Source organism: Novacetimonas maltaceti, assembly GCF_002906255.1.
GTDB lineage: Bacteria > Pseudomonadota > Alphaproteobacteria > Acetobacterales > Acetobacteraceae > Novacetimonas > Novacetimonas maltaceti.
This window is the reverse complement of sequence record NZ_POTC01000032.1, coordinates 16,397-34,681: the sequence shown is the minus strand read 5'-3', so window position 1 is coordinate 34,681 and position 18,285 is coordinate 16,397. Positions and strand designations below refer to the sequence as shown.

The 18,285-nt window shown below is 64.2% G+C and carries 20 protein-coding genes and 1 pseudogene; 10 read left to right on the top strand and 11 right to left on the bottom strand.

Features of this window, described 5'->3' with window-relative positions; translation table 11 throughout:
• A pseudogene (locus KMAL_RS17640) lies at window positions 1–111 on the top strand (IS5/IS1182 family transposase); the annotation flags it as partial.
• Between the two features lie 55 nt (window positions 112–166).
• Here the strand turns inward: KMAL_RS17640 and KMAL_RS11335 are convergent.
• Complete coding sequence (locus KMAL_RS11335; protein ID WP_167400063.1) at window positions 167–682, bottom strand: thioredoxin family protein; 516 nt, start codon at window positions 680–682, stop codon at window positions 167–169.
• Window positions 683–785: 103 nt separating this feature from the next.
• Here KMAL_RS11335 and KMAL_RS11330 point away from each other — a divergent pair, with 103 nt between their 5' ends.
• Complete coding sequence (locus KMAL_RS11330; RefSeq protein ID WP_110095809.1) at window positions 786–1,103, top strand: hypothetical protein; 318 nt, start codon at window positions 786–788, stop codon at window positions 1,101–1,103.
• Between the two features lie 11 nt (window positions 1,104–1,114).
• On the opposite strand, the gene KMAL_RS11325 is transcribed toward KMAL_RS11330, so the two are convergent.
• Window positions 1,115–2,083, bottom strand: a complete 969-nt coding sequence (locus KMAL_RS11325; RefSeq protein WP_110095817.1) for an SAM-dependent methyltransferase — start codon at window positions 2,081–2,083, stop codon at window positions 1,115–1,117.
• 17 nt (window positions 2,084–2,100) lie between these two features.
• Complete coding sequence (locus KMAL_RS11320) at window positions 2,101–2,478, bottom strand: DUF423 domain-containing protein (RefSeq protein ID WP_110095808.1); 378 nt, start codon at window positions 2,476–2,478, stop codon at window positions 2,101–2,103.
• Between the two features lie 314 nt (window positions 2,479–2,792).
• Between KMAL_RS11320 and KMAL_RS11315 the strand changes: the two genes are divergently transcribed.
• Both KMAL_RS11315 and KMAL_RS11310 read left to right on the top strand, forming a co-directional pair.
• Complete coding sequence (locus tag KMAL_RS11315; RefSeq protein WP_110095807.1) at window positions 2,793–3,344, top strand: DUF4142 domain-containing protein; 552 nt, start codon at window positions 2,793–2,795, stop codon at window positions 3,342–3,344.
• Window positions 3,345–3,445: 101 nt separating this feature from the next.
• The gene (locus tag KMAL_RS11310) at window positions 3,446–4,012 is read left to right on the top strand and encodes a cob(I)yrinic acid a,c-diamide adenosyltransferase (RefSeq protein ID WP_110095806.1); all 567 of its coding nucleotides are present in this window, start codon (window positions 3,446–3,448) and stop codon (window positions 4,010–4,012) included.
• Here the strand turns inward: KMAL_RS11310 and KMAL_RS11305 are convergent, their stop codons facing one another.
• Entirely contained in the window at window positions 4,013–4,600 is a 588-nt protein-coding gene (locus KMAL_RS11305) for a gluconokinase (RefSeq protein WP_110095816.1), read from the bottom strand.
• 568 nt (window positions 4,601–5,168) lie between these two features.
• On the opposite strand from KMAL_RS11305, the gene KMAL_RS11300 reads away from it, so the two are divergent.
• Window positions 5,169–5,846 (top strand): hypothetical protein, encoded by a 678-nt coding sequence (locus KMAL_RS11300; protein ID WP_110095805.1) that lies wholly within the window; start codon window positions 5,169–5,171, stop codon window positions 5,844–5,846.
• A gap of 95 nt (window positions 5,847–5,941) precedes the next feature.
• A complete protein-coding gene (locus KMAL_RS11295) occupies window positions 5,942–6,439 on the top strand; it encodes a hypothetical protein (protein ID WP_167400062.1) in 498 nt (165 codons plus the stop codon).
• Here KMAL_RS11295 and KMAL_RS11290 read toward each other — a convergent pair.
• From KMAL_RS11290 to gluQRS, 3 genes are all read right to left on the bottom strand, one after another.
• On the bottom strand, window positions 6,431–7,657 hold the full coding sequence (locus KMAL_RS11290; protein WP_110095804.1) for a pyridoxal phosphate-dependent aminotransferase: 1,227 nt from the start codon (window positions 7,655–7,657) through the stop codon (window positions 6,431–6,433). The two genes, KMAL_RS11295 and KMAL_RS11290, sit on opposite strands and share 9 nt — an antisense overlap.
• Before the next feature lie 17 nt (window positions 7,658–7,674).
• Window positions 7,675–8,877 carry a pyridoxal phosphate-dependent aminotransferase gene (locus KMAL_RS11285; protein ID WP_110095803.1) on the bottom strand — a complete coding sequence of 401 codons (1,203 nt, stop codon included), beginning with the start codon at window positions 8,875–8,877 and terminating at the stop codon, window positions 7,675–7,677.
• 135 nt (window positions 8,878–9,012) lie between these two features.
• The gene (gene gluQRS / locus KMAL_RS11280; RefSeq protein ID WP_110095802.1) at window positions 9,013–9,879 is read right to left on the bottom strand and encodes a tRNA glutamyl-Q(34) synthetase GluQRS; all 867 of its coding nucleotides are present in this window, start codon (window positions 9,877–9,879) and stop codon (window positions 9,013–9,015) included.
• 223 nt (window positions 9,880–10,102) lie between these two features.
• Here gluQRS and KMAL_RS11275 point away from each other — a divergent pair, with 223 nt between their 5' ends.
• Window positions 10,103–10,663: an HNH endonuclease gene (locus tag KMAL_RS11275; RefSeq protein WP_110095814.1), complete on the top strand. Its 561-nt coding sequence runs from the start codon at window positions 10,103–10,105 to the stop codon at window positions 10,661–10,663.
• A 34-nt stretch (window positions 10,664–10,697) separates the two neighbouring features.
• Here KMAL_RS11275 and KMAL_RS11270 read toward each other — a convergent pair whose 3' ends face one another.
• On the bottom strand, window positions 10,698–10,997 hold the full coding sequence (locus KMAL_RS11270) for a hypothetical protein (protein ID WP_239020096.1): 300 nt from the start codon (window positions 10,995–10,997) through the stop codon (window positions 10,698–10,700).
• 375 nt (window positions 10,998–11,372) lie between these two features.
• On the opposite strand from KMAL_RS11270, the gene hpnR reads away from it, so the two are divergent.
• The 3 genes from hpnR to KMAL_RS11255 all read left to right on the top strand — a co-directional run bounded on the left by hpnR (window position 11,373) and on the right by KMAL_RS11255 (window position 15,698).
• Window positions 11,373–12,917 carry a hopanoid C-3 methylase HpnR gene (gene hpnR, locus KMAL_RS11265; protein ID WP_110095800.1) on the top strand — a complete coding sequence of 515 codons (1,545 nt, stop codon included), beginning with the start codon at window positions 11,373–11,375 and terminating at the stop codon, window positions 12,915–12,917.
• 139 nt (window positions 12,918–13,056) lie between these two features.
• Window positions 13,057–15,468, top strand: a complete 2,412-nt coding sequence (locus KMAL_RS11260) for a heavy metal translocating P-type ATPase (protein WP_110095799.1) — start codon at window positions 13,057–13,059, stop codon at window positions 15,466–15,468.
• Between the two features lie 14 nt (window positions 15,469–15,482).
• Complete coding sequence (locus KMAL_RS11255; protein WP_110095798.1) at window positions 15,483–15,698, top strand: heavy-metal-associated domain-containing protein; 216 nt, start codon at window positions 15,483–15,485, stop codon at window positions 15,696–15,698.
• A gap of 63 nt (window positions 15,699–15,761) precedes the next feature.
• On the opposite strand, the gene KMAL_RS11250 is transcribed toward KMAL_RS11255, so the two are convergent.
• From KMAL_RS11250 to hslV, 3 genes are all read right to left on the bottom strand, one after another.
• Window positions 15,762–16,208: a SufE family protein gene (locus KMAL_RS11250; protein ID WP_110095797.1), complete on the bottom strand. Its 447-nt coding sequence runs from the start codon at window positions 16,206–16,208 to the stop codon at window positions 15,762–15,764.
• A 155-nt stretch (window positions 16,209–16,363) separates the two neighbouring features.
• On the bottom strand, window positions 16,364–17,677 hold the full coding sequence (gene hslU, locus KMAL_RS11245; protein ID WP_110095813.1) for an ATP-dependent protease ATPase subunit HslU: 1,314 nt from the start codon (window positions 17,675–17,677) through the stop codon (window positions 16,364–16,366).
• Entirely contained in the window at window positions 17,677–18,270 is a 594-nt protein-coding gene (hslV, locus tag KMAL_RS11240; protein ID WP_110095796.1) for an ATP-dependent protease subunit HslV, read from the bottom strand. The genes hslU and hslV overlap by 1 nt, the downstream gene beginning before the upstream one ends.
• Between the last annotated feature and the right edge of the window lie 15 nt (window positions 18,271–18,285).

Sequence of the window (18,285 nt, the reverse complement as noted above, 5' to 3'; positions counted from 1 at the left end):
TTCTTCTGCAAACTCAAGGAGTTCAAGCGCATCGCCATGCGAAGCGACAAGACAGACAGATCATTCGCAGCAATGATTTATCTCACCGCCGCTATCATCAATTCACGGTAATTCCCAACAGACCCTGAAAAAAGCTTCACCAAAAACTTTTATTCATCCACTACCCTCAGGTGCGGGCCTCCCATTGCGCCAGCAGGTCGATCACCGCCTGCGATGACATCGCGCGCGCGTTGCCCAACGCCGTCAGCCCATCGGCATTGAGCACTTTCCCCTGCGCCGTAACAACCAGCACGGTCGGCACCGCCGTAATCTTCAGCCCGTGCTGTTCAAGGAAATCAAGGTTGGCGTTCATGCGCTCGACATTGACCATCACCACCACGAAATGCCGTGCGATCCACGGCGCCACAGCGGGATCGTCCATCAACCCCGCAAGGATCCGGCAGTCAGGGCACCAGTTGCCGCCAAAATCCAGCAGCACCTTGCGCCCGGTGGCCCGCGCGGTGTCAAATGCGGCGGCGATCCGTTCGCGCGCGCCTTCCGTCGGGCCATAGGGTTCCGCCGGGACCGCCGGTGTCAGGTTGCCGATCCGCGGTGGCGCATCCGGGGGCGCGGCCTGTCCCCCGCCCGACGGGGCGCCTGCACATGCGCCCGCCACCAGCCCCACGCGCCACAGGCGCGACATATGTCCAGAGCGTCCATACATTCCGTTCACCCCTCTTACGCCATTTTCCCGGCACGAACCGGGCATGCCCTGCTCGCCCCCTGAGGAAAGGTAGCCTATCCACATGAAGAACACCGATGCAACAGCCACCGTTTCCCTGACACGCACGCTGGTGAAGACCGGCAGCGTCGTGGCCGTCACGATGCTGCTGATGGCCAGCCTGCGCTACAGCGCGACGGTCGCGGGACTTGTGGACCATGTCGCAGGGTCCGACACATGGCTTGCGGTCTATCGCCTGACGGGGGCTGCGGATGAAACCGATCGCGAACGCACCATCATCATGGGCGTGGCGCTGGTGTGCTGCCTGCTTGCCATCGGGATCGTGCAGCTGGGGGAATATGTGCTCGACCGCCTGCGCCGGCGGCGGGCGGGCCAGCCCTGAACCACACGCCCTCAGGCGACGTGGGGCGTGCCCTCGCGCATCCAGAAGAATGTCAGTTCATGCTTGTTGTGCCACAGGTGGCGCACCACGCCACCGGGCAGGGCCGCGAACTGGTCCGCCGTATCATGGTCCGTCCCGCCCTGGAACTTGATGGTCAGCACCATGCGCGCCACGCGCCCGCTGTCGATCCAGCGCCGCGCCAGCGTCAGCAGGCGCGCGGGATAGGCGATGATGTCCGACAGCAGCCAGTCCACCTGCGGCATGGTCGCGGGATCAAGGCCAAAGGCGCTTTCACGGCGGGTCGTCACGCCGGGCAGGGCCGCGACGCGCGGGTCAAGGTCGGCACGGTCGATCGCGATCACGTCCGCGCCGCATTGCGCCGCCACCCACGTCCATCCCCCCGGCGACGCCCCGAGGTCAAGGCAGGTCTCCCCCGCCCGCGGCCACTGGCCAAGGCGCGTGAACGCCTCCCACAGCTTGAGGTAGGCGCGCGAGGGCGGGCCTTCGCGGTCTTCGACGAAATGGACCTCCCCATTGACGAACGGTGACGTCTTGGAGGCCGACAGCAGCATCCGCTGCGCCGACAGCAGCGTCCACGCGCCAAGGTGGCCCTGCGGCGGCAGGGAGGGAAACACCAGCGGCCGCGCGCTCAGCGGTGGCAGGTTCTGGGCGATCAGGGCGGAACGGCGATGCAGGTCCGGTGCATACCCGGCCCAGTTGCGCTGTATGGCGCGCAGGTCCCGCGCCGCACCCTTGATGGAGGGGACATCGCGCACCTGCGGGGCGGTCCATGTCTCCAGCGCCCATGCGCTGCGCACCGGCGCCTGCGCCGTCAGGGCAAGCCGCCCGTGCCAGCGCACATCCACGCCCTGCCGGCCGAGTTCGTGTTCCAGCACCTCCTCGAACCCCAAGGGCGCAAGGTACGCCGCCCCCACCTGCATGTCCGCCACGTCGGATGGCGGGGTCCCGTCATGGGCCATGCCCGTATGCTGCGATGTCATGAACGCAGGATTCCCACCGCCAGCATCAGCCATGACAGCATCAGGATACTGCCCCCCGTCGGCGCCACCGGCCCGAGATGGACGCCGGTGATGGCCGTGAAATAGACCGCACCGCAGAACAGGCACATCCCCAGCGCCATCGCGCACCCCGCGAGCGAGACAAGGCGCTGGCATCCGGCCTGCATCATCAGCACCCCGATGCCCAGCAGCGCCAGCGCGTGCCACATCTGCATCTGTATGGCCTGCCGCGCCATGTCCCGCCCCCCCTGCGCAAAGAACGGGTCCGGCAGGTGGGCGACAAACGCACCGGCAACCACGCCAAACAGCGCGGCGAACGCGGCCAGGGACAGTAAAAGGCGAATAACAGTCGGCATCGGGCCATCCATGACAGGGTATACGACGTTGCGGGCCAAAATGTCCCGTGTGTCCCCCGAGCATGTAGCCTATAAACGCCACATGGCCCATACGGGTCATGACGCCATGTTCCATGCCCGGCACGCATGGAGGCGCATGCGTGCCGGCCCGCGACCGCGCCATGTGCGGCCCGCACCCGCAGCGCGCTCATGCCCGCGGATCGGTAAAAAGCGGATAAAACCCTGAATGCGGGTTTGTCGGCAGGGGCAAAACTGCTAGACTTTTTCACACGTTCAGCGGGTCGTTCGCATATTTCTCGTTAGGAAAATGATACATGAAAAAATACGCTGCCTGGTTTCTCTGCGCTTCGGTCGCGGCGCTGCCTGTCTCTTCCTTCGCCCGTGCCCCGAAGACCGCAGCACCCCCGGCCCCGCCGCCCTTCACCGATTCAGACACGACCTTCGCCGAGAACGCCACCGAGGTGAACACGTTTGAAATCGAGATTTCCCAGCTGGCCACCACGCAGGCGAAGCGCCAGAAGGTGAAGGACATGGCCGCCGACCTCGTCAAGCAGCATACCGACAACCAGAACAAGCTTTCCGCGCTGGCGCTGCAGCACGGGCTTGAACTGAACAAGGACATGAGCACCGACGAACAGCAGATCATCGACCGGCTGAAGACCGAAAAGGGCCACAAGTTCGATCGCGACTACCTCGACATCGAGGCGCAGGCCCACAGCGACGCGCTGTCGATGTTCCAGAACGAAGCCGAATCCGCCAGCGACCCGGACCTGAAGGCCTACTCCTCCGCCACGGCGGACGCGACGCAGGCGCACCTGAACGAGGCGCTCAAGCTCGGCGCGAAGAAGCCGACCACCACGCACTGAACGGCGTTCGCATCGCCTGTCCCCGCGCGCCGGGGACAGGCGGGACTGTTCCCCGCCACCTTTCAGGCCCGACCTGACGCATAATCCCGGAAAGAGATTTTATGGCCATTCGGATCGACCGGGTCGTGACCCGGGGTGGCGACAGGGGACAGACCTCCCTGGGCAATGGCGCGCGTGTTGAAAAAGACGACCCACGTATCGAAGCGCTCGGCACGCTTGATGAGGCCAATGCCGTCATCGGCGTGCTGCGCGCGGCCTGCCCGCCCGATACACACGACGCGCAATTCCTGCTCCGCATCCAGTCACTGCTGTTTGATATCGGTGGCATCACCTGCCAGCCCGACAGGAGCGCGGATGCCTTTCCCGCCGGAGCGGCGGCAATGGACATCCTGGAAACCGAGATCGAGCGCCTGCGCGCGCAACAACCCGCGCTGCGCAGTTTCGTCCTGCCCGGCGGGACCCCGGCCGCGGCACACGCCCATCTGGCGCGCACGGTCATACGCCGCGCGGAACGCCGGATGATCAGCCTGCATCGCGCAAGCCCCCTTCCCCCGGCCATCCTGTCCTGCCTGAACCGGCTTTCGGATTATTTCTTCGTGCTGGGACGGCATTTCAACGCCGACGGGCGCGATGACATCGCGTGGCTGCCCGGCAGATTTTCCGCCTGATCAATCGGGCGCACGCCCGGCGGGAACGCAGTCAACCACCACCGTGCCTTCCCCCGCGCCAGCCTCTTTTTCAAGCGCCCGCAACGCGGCGCATGCGGCGTCAAGCAACTCCTCGCACGTTGCGCTGGCGTCAAGTTCCAGCACGACCTCATCATCGCGCGGCTCCTCAAGCGTCGCGAACTGGCTGTCGAGCATGCTGGCCGGCATGAAATGCCCCGTGCGTTCACGCAAGCGCGCGCCAATGCCCTCACGACTGCCCTTCAGGTAGACGAAGCACACCAGTTCATGCCGTGCGGAAATGGCCGTGCGGTACGCATGTTTCAGTGACGAACAGGTCACAACCCCTTTCTGCCGGGCATCGACCCATTGCGCGACCTGCCTGCCAATCTGTTCCAGCCACGGCTGGCGGTCGGCATCCGTCAGCGGCGTGCCTGACGCCATCTTGGCGATGTTGGCTGCGGGATGCAGGTCGTCGCCTTCCACAAGCGGACATTCCAGCCGTTCCGACAGCATGCGGGCGAAGGTGGATTTTCCGCATCCCGAAACCCCCATCACCACAAGGACGCACGGCACCCTGCCCTTTTTCATGACCGAGGACGGGCGCGCCAGCCCCCCTGCCGTGATGGTCGTGTTTTCCGATGTCACTTTCCCGTCCCCTTCGCGGTGCCGCCCGCGCGGCGCCGGCCGATAATCCACCGGTGGCGCATGCGCATCGACGCGCACATCCCGATATCAACCTGCATACTGCACGAACGCATACGATGCTATCGCCCTGTTGCAACATGGTTCAATACAGCAGGCCATAAAAAGCCACATCGCAAGAACATGTGATGGGTACATGACGTAACCAGATCGATACAATCACGGCTGGACATGCGTATACGCGCGAATACAGAAATTACCATCAACAATATTATAAAATCGAAAGACCGCATCATATTTTTCATAAAAAACAGACCACATTGCATACAACACATGAATACGCGGCAATATCGTGATGGATGCTTGCATTCCTGCCAGAATAAAGGCTACATAGCCATGAAGTCATTTTCAGGTGCGAAATCTTGGAATATCTCCATTAGGAATAATTTCCTATTCCGGTGGTTGATATTTTTCCTCCAGATCCTCGGCTTTGTATCTATCAAAGAGTCTGACCGTGTCATCATATAATGAATTCCTGTCCTTCCCCGGTGAAGAAGACCAGGACACTTCCTCCCACCGCGACGAAGTCAGTGAAGCGCGTGAAGCGCTTGACCGCCTTGGCAAAGGACCGGAGAAGGCCAGGCCGCCTTCGGCCCCGGCCACCACTCCGGCGCCCCGGCGCCCTTCCCAGTTCAAACGCCAGCAGCGCCTGCCCGAAGTCAGCGCGCGTCGCCGTAAATTCGTACAGGATGGCGAAGTACGGGTCGAACACCAGAACATCTCGACACGTCCGACAGCCACACGCACGCTTCACATACAGTCCGACAGTAATGGCGAAGTAGAGCAGCTGCGCAACAGGCTCCAGATCGAGCAGAAGCTGCGTGAAACCGCCGAGCGCCAGCGCCAGGACATGCAGGGCAACCTGCGCGGGCTTGAAACGCGCCTCGGGCACGCGGAAATCATGCTGGGTGAAGCCAAGAATACGATTGCGCAGAAAAACGAGGAAATCCTCGGCCTCAAGACGGAGCTTTACGCCGCGCAGGCCCAGATCGAGCGGCTGAAGGAAGAAAATGCCGCCGCACGCAGGGCCCGCCTGGCCACGCCGTCACGCCGCGCGCCTGCCCCCGTCGAAGACGTGGAGGCGCAGGAGGACGAGGACGAACCCGTGAAGTGGTGGATCCGCAAGAAATAAACCCGTCATGATCCGGGGCGTTATTTCCCCGGTCTTGCCACAGGCCCTGCGAGGGGGCCACCACCACACGACATGCGTGTCGCACGATACCGGGCATGGAGACATTACGGATTCGTGACCATCCGATATCAGCAGGACAGCAGCGGCGGATCGGTCTTCTGGTCGTGGCGCTAAGTACAAGTTCGTGCGTCGCCATCCTCCTGCTGATCCCTCTGGTCAGCGGGTTCGTTGGCCTGCTGCGTGACGTGCTGAGCGTACTGATCCTGCCATTTTCCCTCATGTTCGGGATGAGCGGCACTTCGGTGGACCAGTCCTCCGCACTGAGCCAGATCATCGACAGCATGGGACATAATGCGGGCCAGCACCCGTGGCGCACCATGATCGGGGCCATGACCGGCGTGGGCGGGGCCTTTGCCTTTGTCATGGCCGAACGTGTTGGCGGGCGCCTGGCCTATGTCACGGCCATGGGGGCCACGGCGGTGGCCATGGGCCTGTGTGGCCTGCCGGCGGCGGCATTCCTCCTGCCTTCGCTGCTGACAGAAGGAATATTCGCGCTCTCCCCGCCCGCGACCGACGGGCAGGCGTCAGGTTAGGCCGGCGACAAACGTCGCAATACGCGCGCAGGACTCGATCAGGATTTCATCCGACGTGGCATAGGACAGGCGCAGGTACGGTCCCTTGCCAAACGCACTGCCATGGACGACGGCGACGTGCTGTTCCTCCAGCAGGGCGATGGCGAAATCCTCATCCGTCCGCAGAAGGCGCCCCCCCGCACTGGTGCGGCCGATGCACGCGGCAATCCCCGGATAGACATAGAACGCGCCAAGCGGCATCGCGCAGGTCAGTTGCGGGATCTGGCGCAGTGCCGCGACCACCATCTGGCGACGGCGGTCATAGGTTTCGCGCATCACCTCCACCACGCCGGACGGACCGTCGAGTGCCGCGACCGACGCGGCCTGGCTGATGGAACAGATGCCCGATGTGGAACTGCTCTGGATGCCGCTCATGGCGCGGATCAGGGGGGCGGGACCACCCACATAGCCCACGCGCCATCCGGTCATGGCATAGGCCTTCGACACGCCGTTGAGCGTCAGGACACGCGATTTCAGGTCCGGCGCCACCTGCGCGATGGAGACATGCGCCTGCCCGTCATAGACGAGGTGTTCATAAATCTCGTCCGACAGGACATGCACGCGCGGATGGCGACGCAGCACCTCGGCAATCGCCTCGAGGTCGGCGCGGGTGGTGGTCGCACCTGTCGGGTTGTTGGGGAAATTGAGCACCAGCCACTTGGTTCGTGGCGTGATCGCCGCCTCCAGCGCCGCCGCATCCAGGCGGAACCCGCTTTCCTCCGGGCAGTCCACGAACACCGGGATACCGCCGAACAGGCTGATGATCAACGGGTAACTGACCCAGTAGGGGCGCGGGACGATGACCTCGTCCCCCGGATTGAGCGTAGCCATGAAGGCGTTGAAGATGACCTGCTTGCCCCCGTTGGAGACCATGACCTCCGCCGGTTCGTAGGTCAGGCCGTTTTCACGCGCGAACTTGCGGATGATCGCGGCCTTCAGCGCGGGCGTCCCCTCCACGGGGGGATATTTCGTCTGCCCGTCGAGGGCGGCGCGGTGCGCGGCCTCGATCACGCCTGCGGGCGTGGGGAAATCCGGCTCGCCCAGAGCGAGGGAGAGGACTTCCTCCCCTTTGGCCTTCAGCGCGCGCGCGCGCTGGGCCATGGCGATGGTGGCCGGGGTTTCAAGGCGGTCCATGCACCCGGCGAGAAACCCGTCCGGGGCCCCGTTACTGCTTGTCATGACGTTTCTGTCCCGTCTCAGCGCAGGCCGCCGCAGAAGCGCTGGATGCGCAGGCAGGCTTCCTTCAGGCTTTCGGTATCGGTGGCATAGGAAATGCGGAAATGCCCGGCGAACATGAAGGCGCTGCCATGGACGGCGGCGACGCCCTCCTCATCGAGCAGGGCGGTCACGAAATCCCTGTCACTGTCGATTCGCGCGCCCCCCGCGCTGGTCCTGCCAAGGCAGCCGCGCAGCGAGGGAAAGACATAGAACGCGCCTTCGGGCGTAGCACACTGCAGGCCCGACGCCTGGTTGAGCATGCTGACCACAAGGTCACGCCGCCCCTGGTAGGTCGCGACCATTTCCGCGATGAAATCCTGCGGGCCGCTCAGCGCCTCGAGTGCCGCCGCCTGACTGATGGAGGACGGACCGGAGGTGGACTGTCCCTGCAGCTTGTTCATCGCACGGATCAGTTCGACCGGCGCGCCGGCGAACCCGATCCGCCAGCCGGTCATGGCATAGGCCTTCGACACGCCGTTCATGGTGACGGTACGTGAGCGCAGGCGCGGTTCGACCTGCACGATGGTGGCGGGCCTGAACCCGTCATACACCAGCTTGTCATAGATATCGTCGGTCAGGATCCAGATATCGGGATGGCGCAGCAGCACGTCGCACAGCGCGCGCAGTTCCTGCGCGTCATAGGCGGCGCCGGTCGGGTTGTTCGGGGAATTGAGCAGCAGCCATTTGGTGCGCGGCGTGATCGCGGCCTCCAGGTCGGCGGGACGCATCTTGAACCCGTGTTCGGCCATGCAGGGCACGACGACGGGCGTCCCTTCGGCCAGAGCGACGATATCGGGATACGACACCCAGCACGGGGCCGGGATGATGGCCTCGTCCCCCGGGTTTATGGTCGCGACCATCGCGTTGTAGATGACCTGCTTGCCCCCGTTGGAGACAATGATTTCGTCCGACGTGTAATCCAGCCCGGAATCAAGGCGGAACCGTTCGGCCACGGCCTTGCGCAGGGCGGGCGTGCCGGCGACATCGGTATATTTCGTCTGCCCGGCCTCGATGGCGCGGATGGCCGCCTGCTTGATGTTGGCGGGCGTGTCGAAATCGGGCTCGCCCGCCGACAGGCTGATGATGTCCTTGCCTGCGGCTTTCAGTTCACGCGCCTTGGTGGAAATGGCGATCGTCTGGCTGGGGCTGATCCTGTCGAGACGGGCGGCGATAAGATCCATGAGACCGAGATCCATATGACATGAAGTTACCGTTCCTTGCTGGAACGTCCGGTTGGGAACCCTAGTGCGAAGCCGTCGCCGTGAAAACAGCACAAATGCACCACTCCCATGTTTGCACGCCGCGGGGACATCCGCTCATGCCATGACGGGGCCGGGGTCGCCCGCTGCGGCACGCACGGCCTGCGGGGTCATCCCGGCGGCACGCATCGCGGCGATGGTCATGGCCCGGTCGCGCTTGGCCAGCCTGCGCCCCGACGCATCGCACAACAGCGGATGATGGGCATATTCGGGCTCCGCCCAGCCCATCAGGTGCTGCAAAAGGCGATGCAGGGACGTTGCCGGGCGCAGGTCCTCCCCGCGCGTCACCAGCGTGATCCCCTGCAGCGCATCATCATGCGTCACGCACAGGTGATAGGACGCCATCACATCCTTGCGCGCCAGCACCACGTCGCCAAACAGTTCGGGATGGCAGCGCTGCCGCCCTTCGCCGCGCTCATGCCATGTCAGGTCGCGCGCGCCGGGCACCGACAGCGCCCGCCCCATGTCCAGGCGCAGGGCATGGGGCGTCCCCGCCGCCAGCAATGCCGCCCGCCGCGTCGGGGACAGGTGGCGGCATGTCCCCGGATAGACCACGCTGCCGTCAGGGGCATGGTGCGGGGCATGGGCGGAGGCGGCGATTTCATCCGCAATATCGCGGCGCGTGCAGAAACATGGATAGACCAGTCCCCGCGCGCCAAGCCGCGCCAGAACCGCCGCGTAATCCGCAAGGTGCCGTGACTGCCAGCGCACCGGTTCGGGCCAGTCGAGCCCCAGCCAGCGCAGGTCGGCCATCAGGTCATGGGCGAACGCGTCACGGCAGCGGCCGGGATCGATGTCCTCGATCCGCAGGAGGAAATGCCCACCCGACTCGTTTGCGGCACGCCACCCCGCAAGCGCCGAGGCAACATGTCCCAGATGCAGCCCCCCCGTGGGGCTGGGGGCGAAGCGGGTTATGTCAGGCATTTTCCATACGATAACAGTCAGGTAGCAAGGAACACCCCCATATGGCCCGGAGATGCCGGCAGGAATGGCGCGGATATTCGCCCCGTCCATCCCTTGCCACGGGGGATGAGGTCTGCAATAGATTCGGGGCAGTTACTTCATGACGGCGCACATGATCGGCGTTCGGTACAAAGTAAAGGACGCCTGAAGACTTGTGTGGCGGCATCACATCAAGGATGCGCCCGTGCTTTCTGACAGTCAACATTTCCCGGCCCTCGTCCTGAACGCAGATTTCCGGCCCCTGTCCTACTTCCCGCTCTCCCTGTGGTCATGGCAGGATGCGATCAAGGCGGTCTGGCTCGACCGGGTTTCGGTCCTGAGTGAATATGACGAAATCGTCCACTCCCCGTCACACGAAGTCCGCCTGCCCAGCGTCATCGCGCTGAAGGATTACATCCAGACCGCGCGGCGCCCGGCCTTTACCCGGTTCAATGTCTTCCTGCGCGACAATTTTTCCTGCCAGTACTGCGATACGCGCCTGCCGACACACGAACTGACGTTCGACCATGTCATCCCGCGTTCCAAGGGGGGGCGCACCACATGGGAAAATGTCGTGACCGCATGCAGCCCGTGCAACCTGCTGAAGGGATCCTACATGCCGCATGAACTGCGGATGTATCCCTCCCGCACGCCACAGCAGCCCAGCAGTTGGCAGTTGCAGGATAACGGGCGGTCCTTCCCGCCCAATTACCTGCACGAAAGCTGGCGCGACTACCTCTACTGGGACAGCGAACTCGAAAACTGAGGCCGCCTCCCCTGCCCGCGCCAGCAGCGCCGGGTCAGCGGGTGTAGCTGTACCCGTATTCATCCGCCTGCTTCTGCAGGTCGGGCGCGCCATGCAGGTTCAGCGGGATGGGCTGCGGATTCTTGGAACCGATCGCAAAGTTATGATCGGTCATGCGCTGGCATGTATTGGCCGCGAGTGGGAAGCTCAGGTGCATCTGCGTGCCCAGCTCCTTGCGCAGGCAGCGGACATCGCTTTCATACGGCATGCGCCCGATTTCGGCGGAACACCCACCCAGCGCCATCGCGCCGCCGCATGCCAGCAGCATCAATGGTCCCGTCATTTTTCGCAGCATCTCGCGCTTCATCTCGCCCCCGGAGGTTGACGCCGGAGTGTGACATGAAAGCACACGCCGCGATAGGCCCGCGCGCGGGCGATGCCAGCCCAGCCCCCCGTTTTTCGCATAGGTTCGCGCCCCGGCGCGCCCGACCGCCATTTCATACGCCGGTTGCACACCGATATATCATCAGTGCATAGGTGATATAACCGTGAATTGGGTGACATTGTGGCCTTATATTGTCACCCTTCGTAGCTTATCCGGTTTTTTTATAACTGGATGGGATTTATAAAAACGTCAAATACCGCCGTGGGAAGTCTGTAAATTTTCCTCTGGATTGCGTATGTGGACGTCCGCACATGCCCTGCCCCCACCCATGCCCGAGGTGAAATAATGAGATTACTGGCCGTTCATCCAAGTTCGCTGATGTACACCAAGGTATTTTTGCGACTGGAACCGCTGGGCCTGGAACTTGTCGCGGGCGCTGCGCGTGACAAGGGGCACGAGGTCGACATCATCGACCTGCAGGTGGAAAACCATAACGATTACTGGGAACGCATCGACAAATTCCGTCCGCACGCGATCTGCTTTTCGGGCAACTACCTTGCGAACGTCCCCGAAATCATCGACCTGTGCAAGGAAACGCGCAAGCGCCTGCCCAATGTGTTCCTGTTCATTGGCGGCCACTCCATCTCCTTCATCGCGCGCGACGTGCTTGCGCTGTCGGACGGGGCGATCAACTGCGTCCTGAAGGGCGAAGGCGACGCGACCGTCGGCCTCCTGCTCGATGCGTGGGAAAAGGGTGAAGACCTGCTGACCGTGCCGGGCGTCGTGACGATGGATGGCGACGGGCCGCCGCCGATCTTTGTCGAAAACCTTGACGGGGTGCGTCCCGCGCGCGACCTGCTGCGCCATCGCCGCAAGTATTTCATCGGCACGCTCGACCCGGCCGCGTCCATCGAATTCGCGCGCGGCTGCCCGTGGGACTGCACGTTCTGCAGCGCATGGACGTTCTATGGCCGCTCCTACCGCACCGCCAGCGCGGAAGTGATCGGGCAGGAACTGCAGGAGATCAAGGAGCCCGGCATCTTCATCGTCGATGACGTGGCCTTCGTGCATGCAGAGCATGGCATGGCCATCGCCGCCGAGGTCCGCCGCCGGGGCATCAAGAAGGAATACTACCTCGAGACGCGCGCCGACGTGCTGCTGCGCAACAAGGACGTCTTCCGCGAATGGAAGGAAATCGGCCTCAGCTACATCTTCATCGGCCTTGAGGCCGTTGATGCCGAGGGGCTGAAGCGCTTCCGCAAGCGCGTGTCGATGGACCGCAATTTCGAGGCGCTGGATTACGCCCGCTCGCTCGACCTGATCGTCGCGATCAACCTGATCGCCGACCCGTCATGGGACCGCGAACGCTTCGAGGTCATCCGCCAGTGGTGCCTGGAAATCCCCGACATCGTCAACCTGTCGGTCACGACGCCGTATCCCGGCACCGAGATCTGGGAAAGCGAATCGCGCAAGCTGACGACACGCGACTATCGCCTGTTCGACATCCAGCACGCGGTCATGCCGACCACCCTGCCCCTGCGCGAGTTCTATGAGGAACTGGTGAAGACGCAGCAGGTGCTCAACAACAAGCATCTCGGCTGGGCCGCGATCAAGGACACGCTGGGCATCGCGCTGCGCCTTGCGCTGCGGGGTCAGACCAACTTCCTGACCATGATCTGGAAGTTCAACTCGGTCTTCAACCCGGACCTGCAGATGGCCGACCATGCGCGCAAGCCGGTCTATGAAATGCCGCTGAAGCCCGATGGCACCAACCAGAAGGTTGACCGCAAGACGCTGTATGTCCACGGCCCCGCCGGGCGCAAGTCGCGCAAGCTGGACGACGATACCGAAAAGTTCGTCGATGAAACCCGCATGAGCACGGTGGACTGACACCTTCGCACGCCCGGTTCCGTGGCATGACCCGCATACGGGCGCAGGTGGGGTTGCATTGCCTGCCCCCTGCGCCAACATGCGGGTCACGCACCGGCCGCTCTTGCGCGGCCGGGCGTGAGAGTTCAGGAATGATGCCATGGCCACGGCAGCGCAGACGGCTGTAACCTTCCCCATCACGGGCATGAGCTGCGCCGCCTGCGCCAGCCGCATCGAAAAGGTCATCCGGCGCATCCCCGGCACCACGCCAAGCGTGAATTTCGCAACCGGCCAGGCCACGGTCGGCTTTGCCCAGAAACCTGCCCCATCGACCCTCACCCCCGTGTTCGAGGCCGTGCGCAGGGCAGGATTCGACATCCCCACCGAAAACCTGTCGCTCCAGCTTTCCGGCATGAATTGCGCCGCCTGCGCCAGCCGCATCGAAAAGCTGCTCAACCGCCTGCCGGGTGTCACGGCCCACGTCAATTTCGCGGCGGAACAGGCGGACGTCACCTATGTCCCCGGCCTTGCGGACCTGCCTGCCATGATCGCGCAGGTGCGCAAGGGCGGGTTTGACGCCGAACCCGCGCGTGATCCCACGACTGCCTCCGAGGAGGAGGAGCACGCCCATGCCACGGCCATGCGGCGGCAGCGTGCGATGTTCGGCCTGTCCGCCATCCTGACCCTGCCGCTGCTGCTGGGCATGGTGGACATGGTGTCGGGCCGGATGGATTTCATGCTGCCGCTGTGGCTGCAGTGCCTGCTGGCGACACTGGTGCAGTTCGGCTGCGGCTGGCCGTTCTACCAGAAGGCGTGGAAGGCCATCCGGGGCGGCGGCGCGAACATGGATGTGCTGGTGGTGATGGGCACCACGGTCGCGTGGCTGTCGAGCACGGTCATATGGCTGTTCTCCCTTCCCGGTCATGTCTATTTCGAATCCGGCGCGGTGGTCATCACGCTCGTGCTGCTGGGCCGCCTGCTCGAAGCGCGGGCGCGCGAACACACGCGGGAAGGCATCGCGGGCCTGCTGCGCCTGCAGCCACAGGTCGCCCATGTCGAACGCGACGGACAGGTCAGCGACGTCCCCGTCGCCGCCCTGCGGGTGGGCGATGTCGTCGTCGTACGACCGGGGGAGAGCATCCCCGTCGATGGCGTCGTCATCGCCGGGCAGTCCGACGTGAACCAGTCCGCCATGACGGGCGAGAGCGTGCCTGTGGCGCGCACGGTCGATGACCATGTGATTGGCGCAACGCTCAACCAGAATGGCGTGCTGCGCATCCGCACCGAACATGTCGGCGCCGACAGCACCCTGTCGCAGATCGTGCGCATGGTCCAGCGCGCGCAGGCCTCCCACGACCCGGTGCAGCAGTTGGTGGACCGCATCTCCGCCGTTTTCGTGCCCGGCGTTCTGGGGATCGCGCTGCTGACCTTCCTTGCCGGGTGGGCGGTGCATGGCCATGCGACGGCGGCGCTGACGGGCACGATCGCCGTGCTGGTGGTGGCCTGCCCCTGCTCGCTCGGCCTTGCGGTGCCGACGGCCATCATGGTCGCCACCGGGCGCGGCGCGCGCGCGGGCCTGCTGTTCCGTGATGCCGACATGCTGGAACACGCCCATACCATCCGGCTGCTGGTGATGGACAAGACCGGCACGCTGACGATGGGACAGCCCGAAGTGCGCGAAGTCGTCCCCCTGCCCGGCCATGACGCGCAGCACCTGCTGGCCATGGCCTGCGCGCTGGAGCAGGAGTCGGAACATCCCCTTGCCCGCGCCATCGCCGTCTATGTGCGCCAGCACGCGATTACCCCCCTTGCGGTCCACGATGTCACCGCCCTGCCCGGCCGCGGGGTGGAGGGCGTGACGGCACAGGGCGAACGCCTGCGCCTTGGCGCGCCGCATTTCGTCCATGATGGCGCGGATGCGGGCCTGCCGGACATCGTCACGCAACTGGAGCAGCAGGGCCGGACGGTCATTGGCGTGGCCGGGCCGCAGGGCGTGGTGGGCCATATCGCGCTGAGCGATCGCGTCCGGCCCGAAGCCGCCGCCTGTATCGCGGCGCTGCGCCGCGACGGGATCGCGACGTTGATGCTGACGGGGGACAACCGGCAGGCGGCGGCGGCAATCGCCGGCACGCTGGGCATGGACCGCTTCATTGCCGGCGTCCTGCCGCAGGACAAGGCGGCGGAGATTGAAAAGCTGCGTGCGCAGGGCCATGTGGTGGGCATGGTTGGTGACGGGATCAATGACGCCCCGGCACTGGCCATGGCCGATATCGGCTTTGCCATGGGGCATGGATCGGACATCGCGGTGCAGTCCGCGGGCGTGATCCTGATGCGCGACAACCTGTGGGGAATCCTCGATGCGATCTCCCTGTCACGCGCAACATTGCGCAAGGTGCGGCAAAACCTGTTCTTTGCCTTCATCTACAATATAATAGGCATCCCGCTTGCGGCTTTCGGCATGCTGGACCCCGCGATCGCCGGGGCCGCCATGGCCATGAGTTCCGTATCGGTGGTCACCAGTTCGCTGCTGCTGAACCGATGGCACACCACGACAGCGCCCACGACGACGTAAGGAAAGACTTCCAGATGGAAAAATTCACCCTGAAGATATCAGACATGACCTGCGACGGTTGCGCGGCCAAGGTGCGCCGGTCCCTCGAAAACATCGAAGGGGTCTGCGACGTGGAAGTGTCCCTTGAAAAGGGAGAGGCCGTCGTGACATGCGACGACACGTTCGCCAACCCGGATACACTGGCCAATGCGGTTGACGCGGCCGGATTTGACGTCGTTCAGGAATACTGACCCGCAGGCCGTGCGCTCCGCGTCCCTTCCGGGACGGTCCGGAACGCACCCGTGGGCGGCTGTTCAGGCCGCGTCCTGCGTGGCCGCGGCCTTGCGGATGGCGCGGGCCATGGCCTCCACCCCGTTGCCACGGTTGGTGGAGAGCGCCTGCACCAGCCCCAGTTCCCGCAGGAAACCGGGATCGGTCGCCAGGATCTCGGCCCTGCTGCGGCCGGAATAGACCCGCAGCAGCAGCGCCACCAGGCCGGAAACAATCGCCGCATCAGACGCCCCGGCCAGGAACAGGGCATCGCCCTCCTCCTTCGCCTCCAGCCAGACCTGGCTCTGGCAACCGGGCACGCGGTGTGCGTCGTTCGCCCATTCCTTGGGGAAGGGAGGCAGCTTGCGGCCGAGTTCGATGATGTACTGGTACCGATCCATCCAGTCATCGAACAGCGCCAGTTCATCGGCAATCGCCGCAATCGCATCTGCCGCCGTATCGTCTTCGGGCTTTACGAATGGATCCGTCATCTTCTTCCTCTTGCGCGCAAGCACACACGTCCCAGCCGTGGCCTGCAAATCATAAAGAAGTTTTTGGTGAAGCATTTTCCAAAAAGCTTCAAAGAACGCCGCCTTTTCACGCAAAGGCGGCGTCCAAAAACATCTGCCAATATATGGATGGGGATTTACAGGATAAAGCGGCTCAGATCGCCCTTGCGCGCCAGCGGGGCGACTTTTTCCTGAACATCGGCCGCCGTGATCTCCACGCTCTGCCCCGCGCGGTCGGTGGCGGTAAACGACACCTCCTCCAGCAGGCGTTCGATCACGGTCGCCAGCCTGCGCGCGCCGATATTCTCCACCCGCTCGTTGATGTCGGCGGCCAGTTCGGCCAGCGCATCCACAGCATCGTCGGTAAAGCTCAGCGTCACCTTCTCCGTGCCCATCAGCGCGATATACTGTGTCAGCAGCGAATGTTCCGGCTCCGTCAGGATGCGGCGCAGGTCCTGGCGCGTCAGCGACGACAGTTCCACGCGGATCGGCAGGCGCCCCTGCAGTTCGGGCAGCAGGTCCGAGGGCTTGGCGATATGGAATGCGCCCGACGCGATGAACAGGATATGGTCCGTGCGCACGGGGCCGTATTTGGTCGAAACCGTCGTCCCCTCGATCAGGGGCAGCAGGTCGCGCTGCACCCCCTCGCGCGAGACATCGCCACCGCGCGCGCCGCTTTCGGCACGGGCGCAGACCTTGTCGATCTCATCAAGGAAGACGATGCCATGATCCTGCGCATGGGCCACCGCCTCGCGCGTCAGGCTCTCGGTATCGAGCATCTTGTCCGCTTCCTCGCGCGTCAGGGCGGCGCGGGCCTCGGCCACCGTCATGCGGCGGCGCTGGGGCATGCGGTTCATGAAGCCCTTCATCATGTCGGAGAAGTTGATGACCGTGCCTGGCGTCATGTTCGGCATGTCCGCCTGCCCCGACGGGGACGGCCCCTCCGTCACCGAGATCTCGACCTCCTTGGCCTCCAGTTCGCCATTGCGCAGCATGCGGCGGAACTTGTTGCGGGTGTCAGCGGATGCGCCTTCGCCCACCAGCGCGTCGAGCAGGCTGTTCTCTGCCGCCATTTCCGCCTTTGCCTGCACGTCCTTGCGGCGCAGGTCACGCAGCATGTTGATCGAGACCTCGACAAGGTCACGCACGATGCTCTCCACGTCACGCCCGACATAGCCGACTTCGGTGAACTTCGTGGCCTCGACCTTCAGGAACGGCGCCTGCGCCAGGCGGGCAAGGCGACGCGCGATCTCGGTCTTGCCACAGCCGGTCGGGCCGATCATCAGGATGTTCTTGGGCACGACCTCCTCGCGCAGGCCCTCGGGCAGTTGCGCGCGCCGCCAGCGGTTGCGCAGCGCGATGGCCACCGCGCGCTTGGCGTCGGTCTGCCCGATGATGAACCGGTCGAGTTCGGAGACGATTTCCCGCGGGGAATGATTGGGGATTTCCATCATGCCTCTACCTTGTCCGTCCCACCGCCCAGCGTTTCCACCGTGACGGAATAATTCGTGTAAACGCAGATATCACCTGCGATCTTCATCGAACGCTGCGCGATTTCACGCGCGCTCAGCCCCTCGATCCCCAGCAGCGCACGCGCCGCCGACAGGGCGTAGTTCCCGCCCGAGCCGATGGCGATGATGCCGTCCTCTGGCTCCAGCACGTCGCCGTTGCCGGTCAGGGTATAGGAATGATCCGCATCGGCGACGGCCATCATCGCCTCCAGCCGCCGCAGGTAGCGGTCGGTACGCCAGTCCTTCGCCAGTTCGACGCAGGCGCGCTCCAGCTGGTTCGGATACCGCTCCAGCTTGGCCTCCAGCCGTTCGAGCAGGGTAAAGGCATCGGCGGTCGCACCGGCGAACCCGGCAAGGATGCTGCCCGACGGGCCGATGCGGCGCACCTTGCGCGCATTGCCCTTGATGACGGTCGCACCCAGCGTCACCTGGCCGTCACCGGCCATCGCCACCTGGTTGTCGCGCCGCACGCACAGGATGGTTGTGCCGTGCCAGCCAATCGGATCGTGGGGGTTTGGATGATGATCTTGCATATCATGAAGAAATAG

Coding starts and splice junctions, on each gene's coding strand:
- KMAL_RS11285 (WP_110095803.1), bottom strand. CDS start 8,877: ATGGATCTTATCGCCGCCCGTCTCGACAGGATCAGCCCCAGCCAGACG.
- hslV (WP_110095796.1), bottom strand. CDS start 18,270: ATGCAAGATCATCATCCAAACCCCCACGATCCGATTGGCTGGCACGGC.
- KMAL_RS11330 (WP_110095809.1), top strand. CDS start 786: ATGAAGAACACCGATGCAACAGCCACCGTTTCCCTGACACGCACGCTG.
- KMAL_RS11305 (WP_110095816.1), bottom strand. CDS start 4,600: ATGAAAAAGGGCAGGGTGCCGTGCGTCCTTGTGGTGATGGGGGTTTCG.
- KMAL_RS11335 (WP_167400063.1), bottom strand. CDS start 682: ATGTCGCGCCTGTGGCGCGTGGGGCTGGTGGCGGGCGCATGTGCAGGC.
- KMAL_RS11320 (WP_110095808.1), bottom strand. CDS start 2,478: ATGCCGACTGTTATTCGCCTTTTACTGTCCCTGGCCGCGTTCGCCGCG.
- gluQRS (WP_110095802.1), bottom strand. CDS start 9,879: ATGCCTGACATAACCCGCTTCGCCCCCAGCCCCACGGGGGGGCTGCAT.
- hslU (WP_110095813.1), bottom strand. CDS start 17,677: ATGGAAATCCCCAATCATTCCCCGCGGGAAATCGTCTCCGAACTCGAC.
- KMAL_RS11270 (WP_239020096.1), bottom strand. CDS start 10,997: ATGCTGCGAAAAATGACGGGACCATTGATGCTGCTGGCATGCGGCGGC.
- KMAL_RS11315 (WP_110095807.1), top strand. CDS start 2,793: ATGAAAAAATACGCTGCCTGGTTTCTCTGCGCTTCGGTCGCGGCGCTG.
- KMAL_RS11310 (WP_110095806.1), top strand. CDS start 3,446: ATGGCCATTCGGATCGACCGGGTCGTGACCCGGGGTGGCGACAGGGGA.
- KMAL_RS11295 (WP_167400062.1), top strand. CDS start 5,942: ATGGAGACATTACGGATTCGTGACCATCCGATATCAGCAGGACAGCAG.
- KMAL_RS11255 (WP_110095798.1), top strand. CDS start 15,483: ATGGAAAAATTCACCCTGAAGATATCAGACATGACCTGCGACGGTTGC.
- hpnR (WP_110095800.1), top strand. CDS start 11,373: ATGAGATTACTGGCCGTTCATCCAAGTTCGCTGATGTACACCAAGGTA.
- KMAL_RS11250 (WP_110095797.1), bottom strand. CDS start 16,208: ATGACGGATCCATTCGTAAAGCCCGAAGACGATACGGCGGCAGATGCG.
- KMAL_RS11260 (WP_110095799.1), top strand. CDS start 13,057: ATGGCCACGGCAGCGCAGACGGCTGTAACCTTCCCCATCACGGGCATG.
- KMAL_RS11325 (WP_110095817.1), bottom strand. CDS start 2,083: ATGGCCCATGACGGGACCCCGCCATCCGACGTGGCGGACATGCAGGTG.
- KMAL_RS11290 (WP_110095804.1), bottom strand. CDS start 7,657: ATGACAAGCAGTAACGGGGCCCCGGACGGGTTTCTCGCCGGGTGCATG.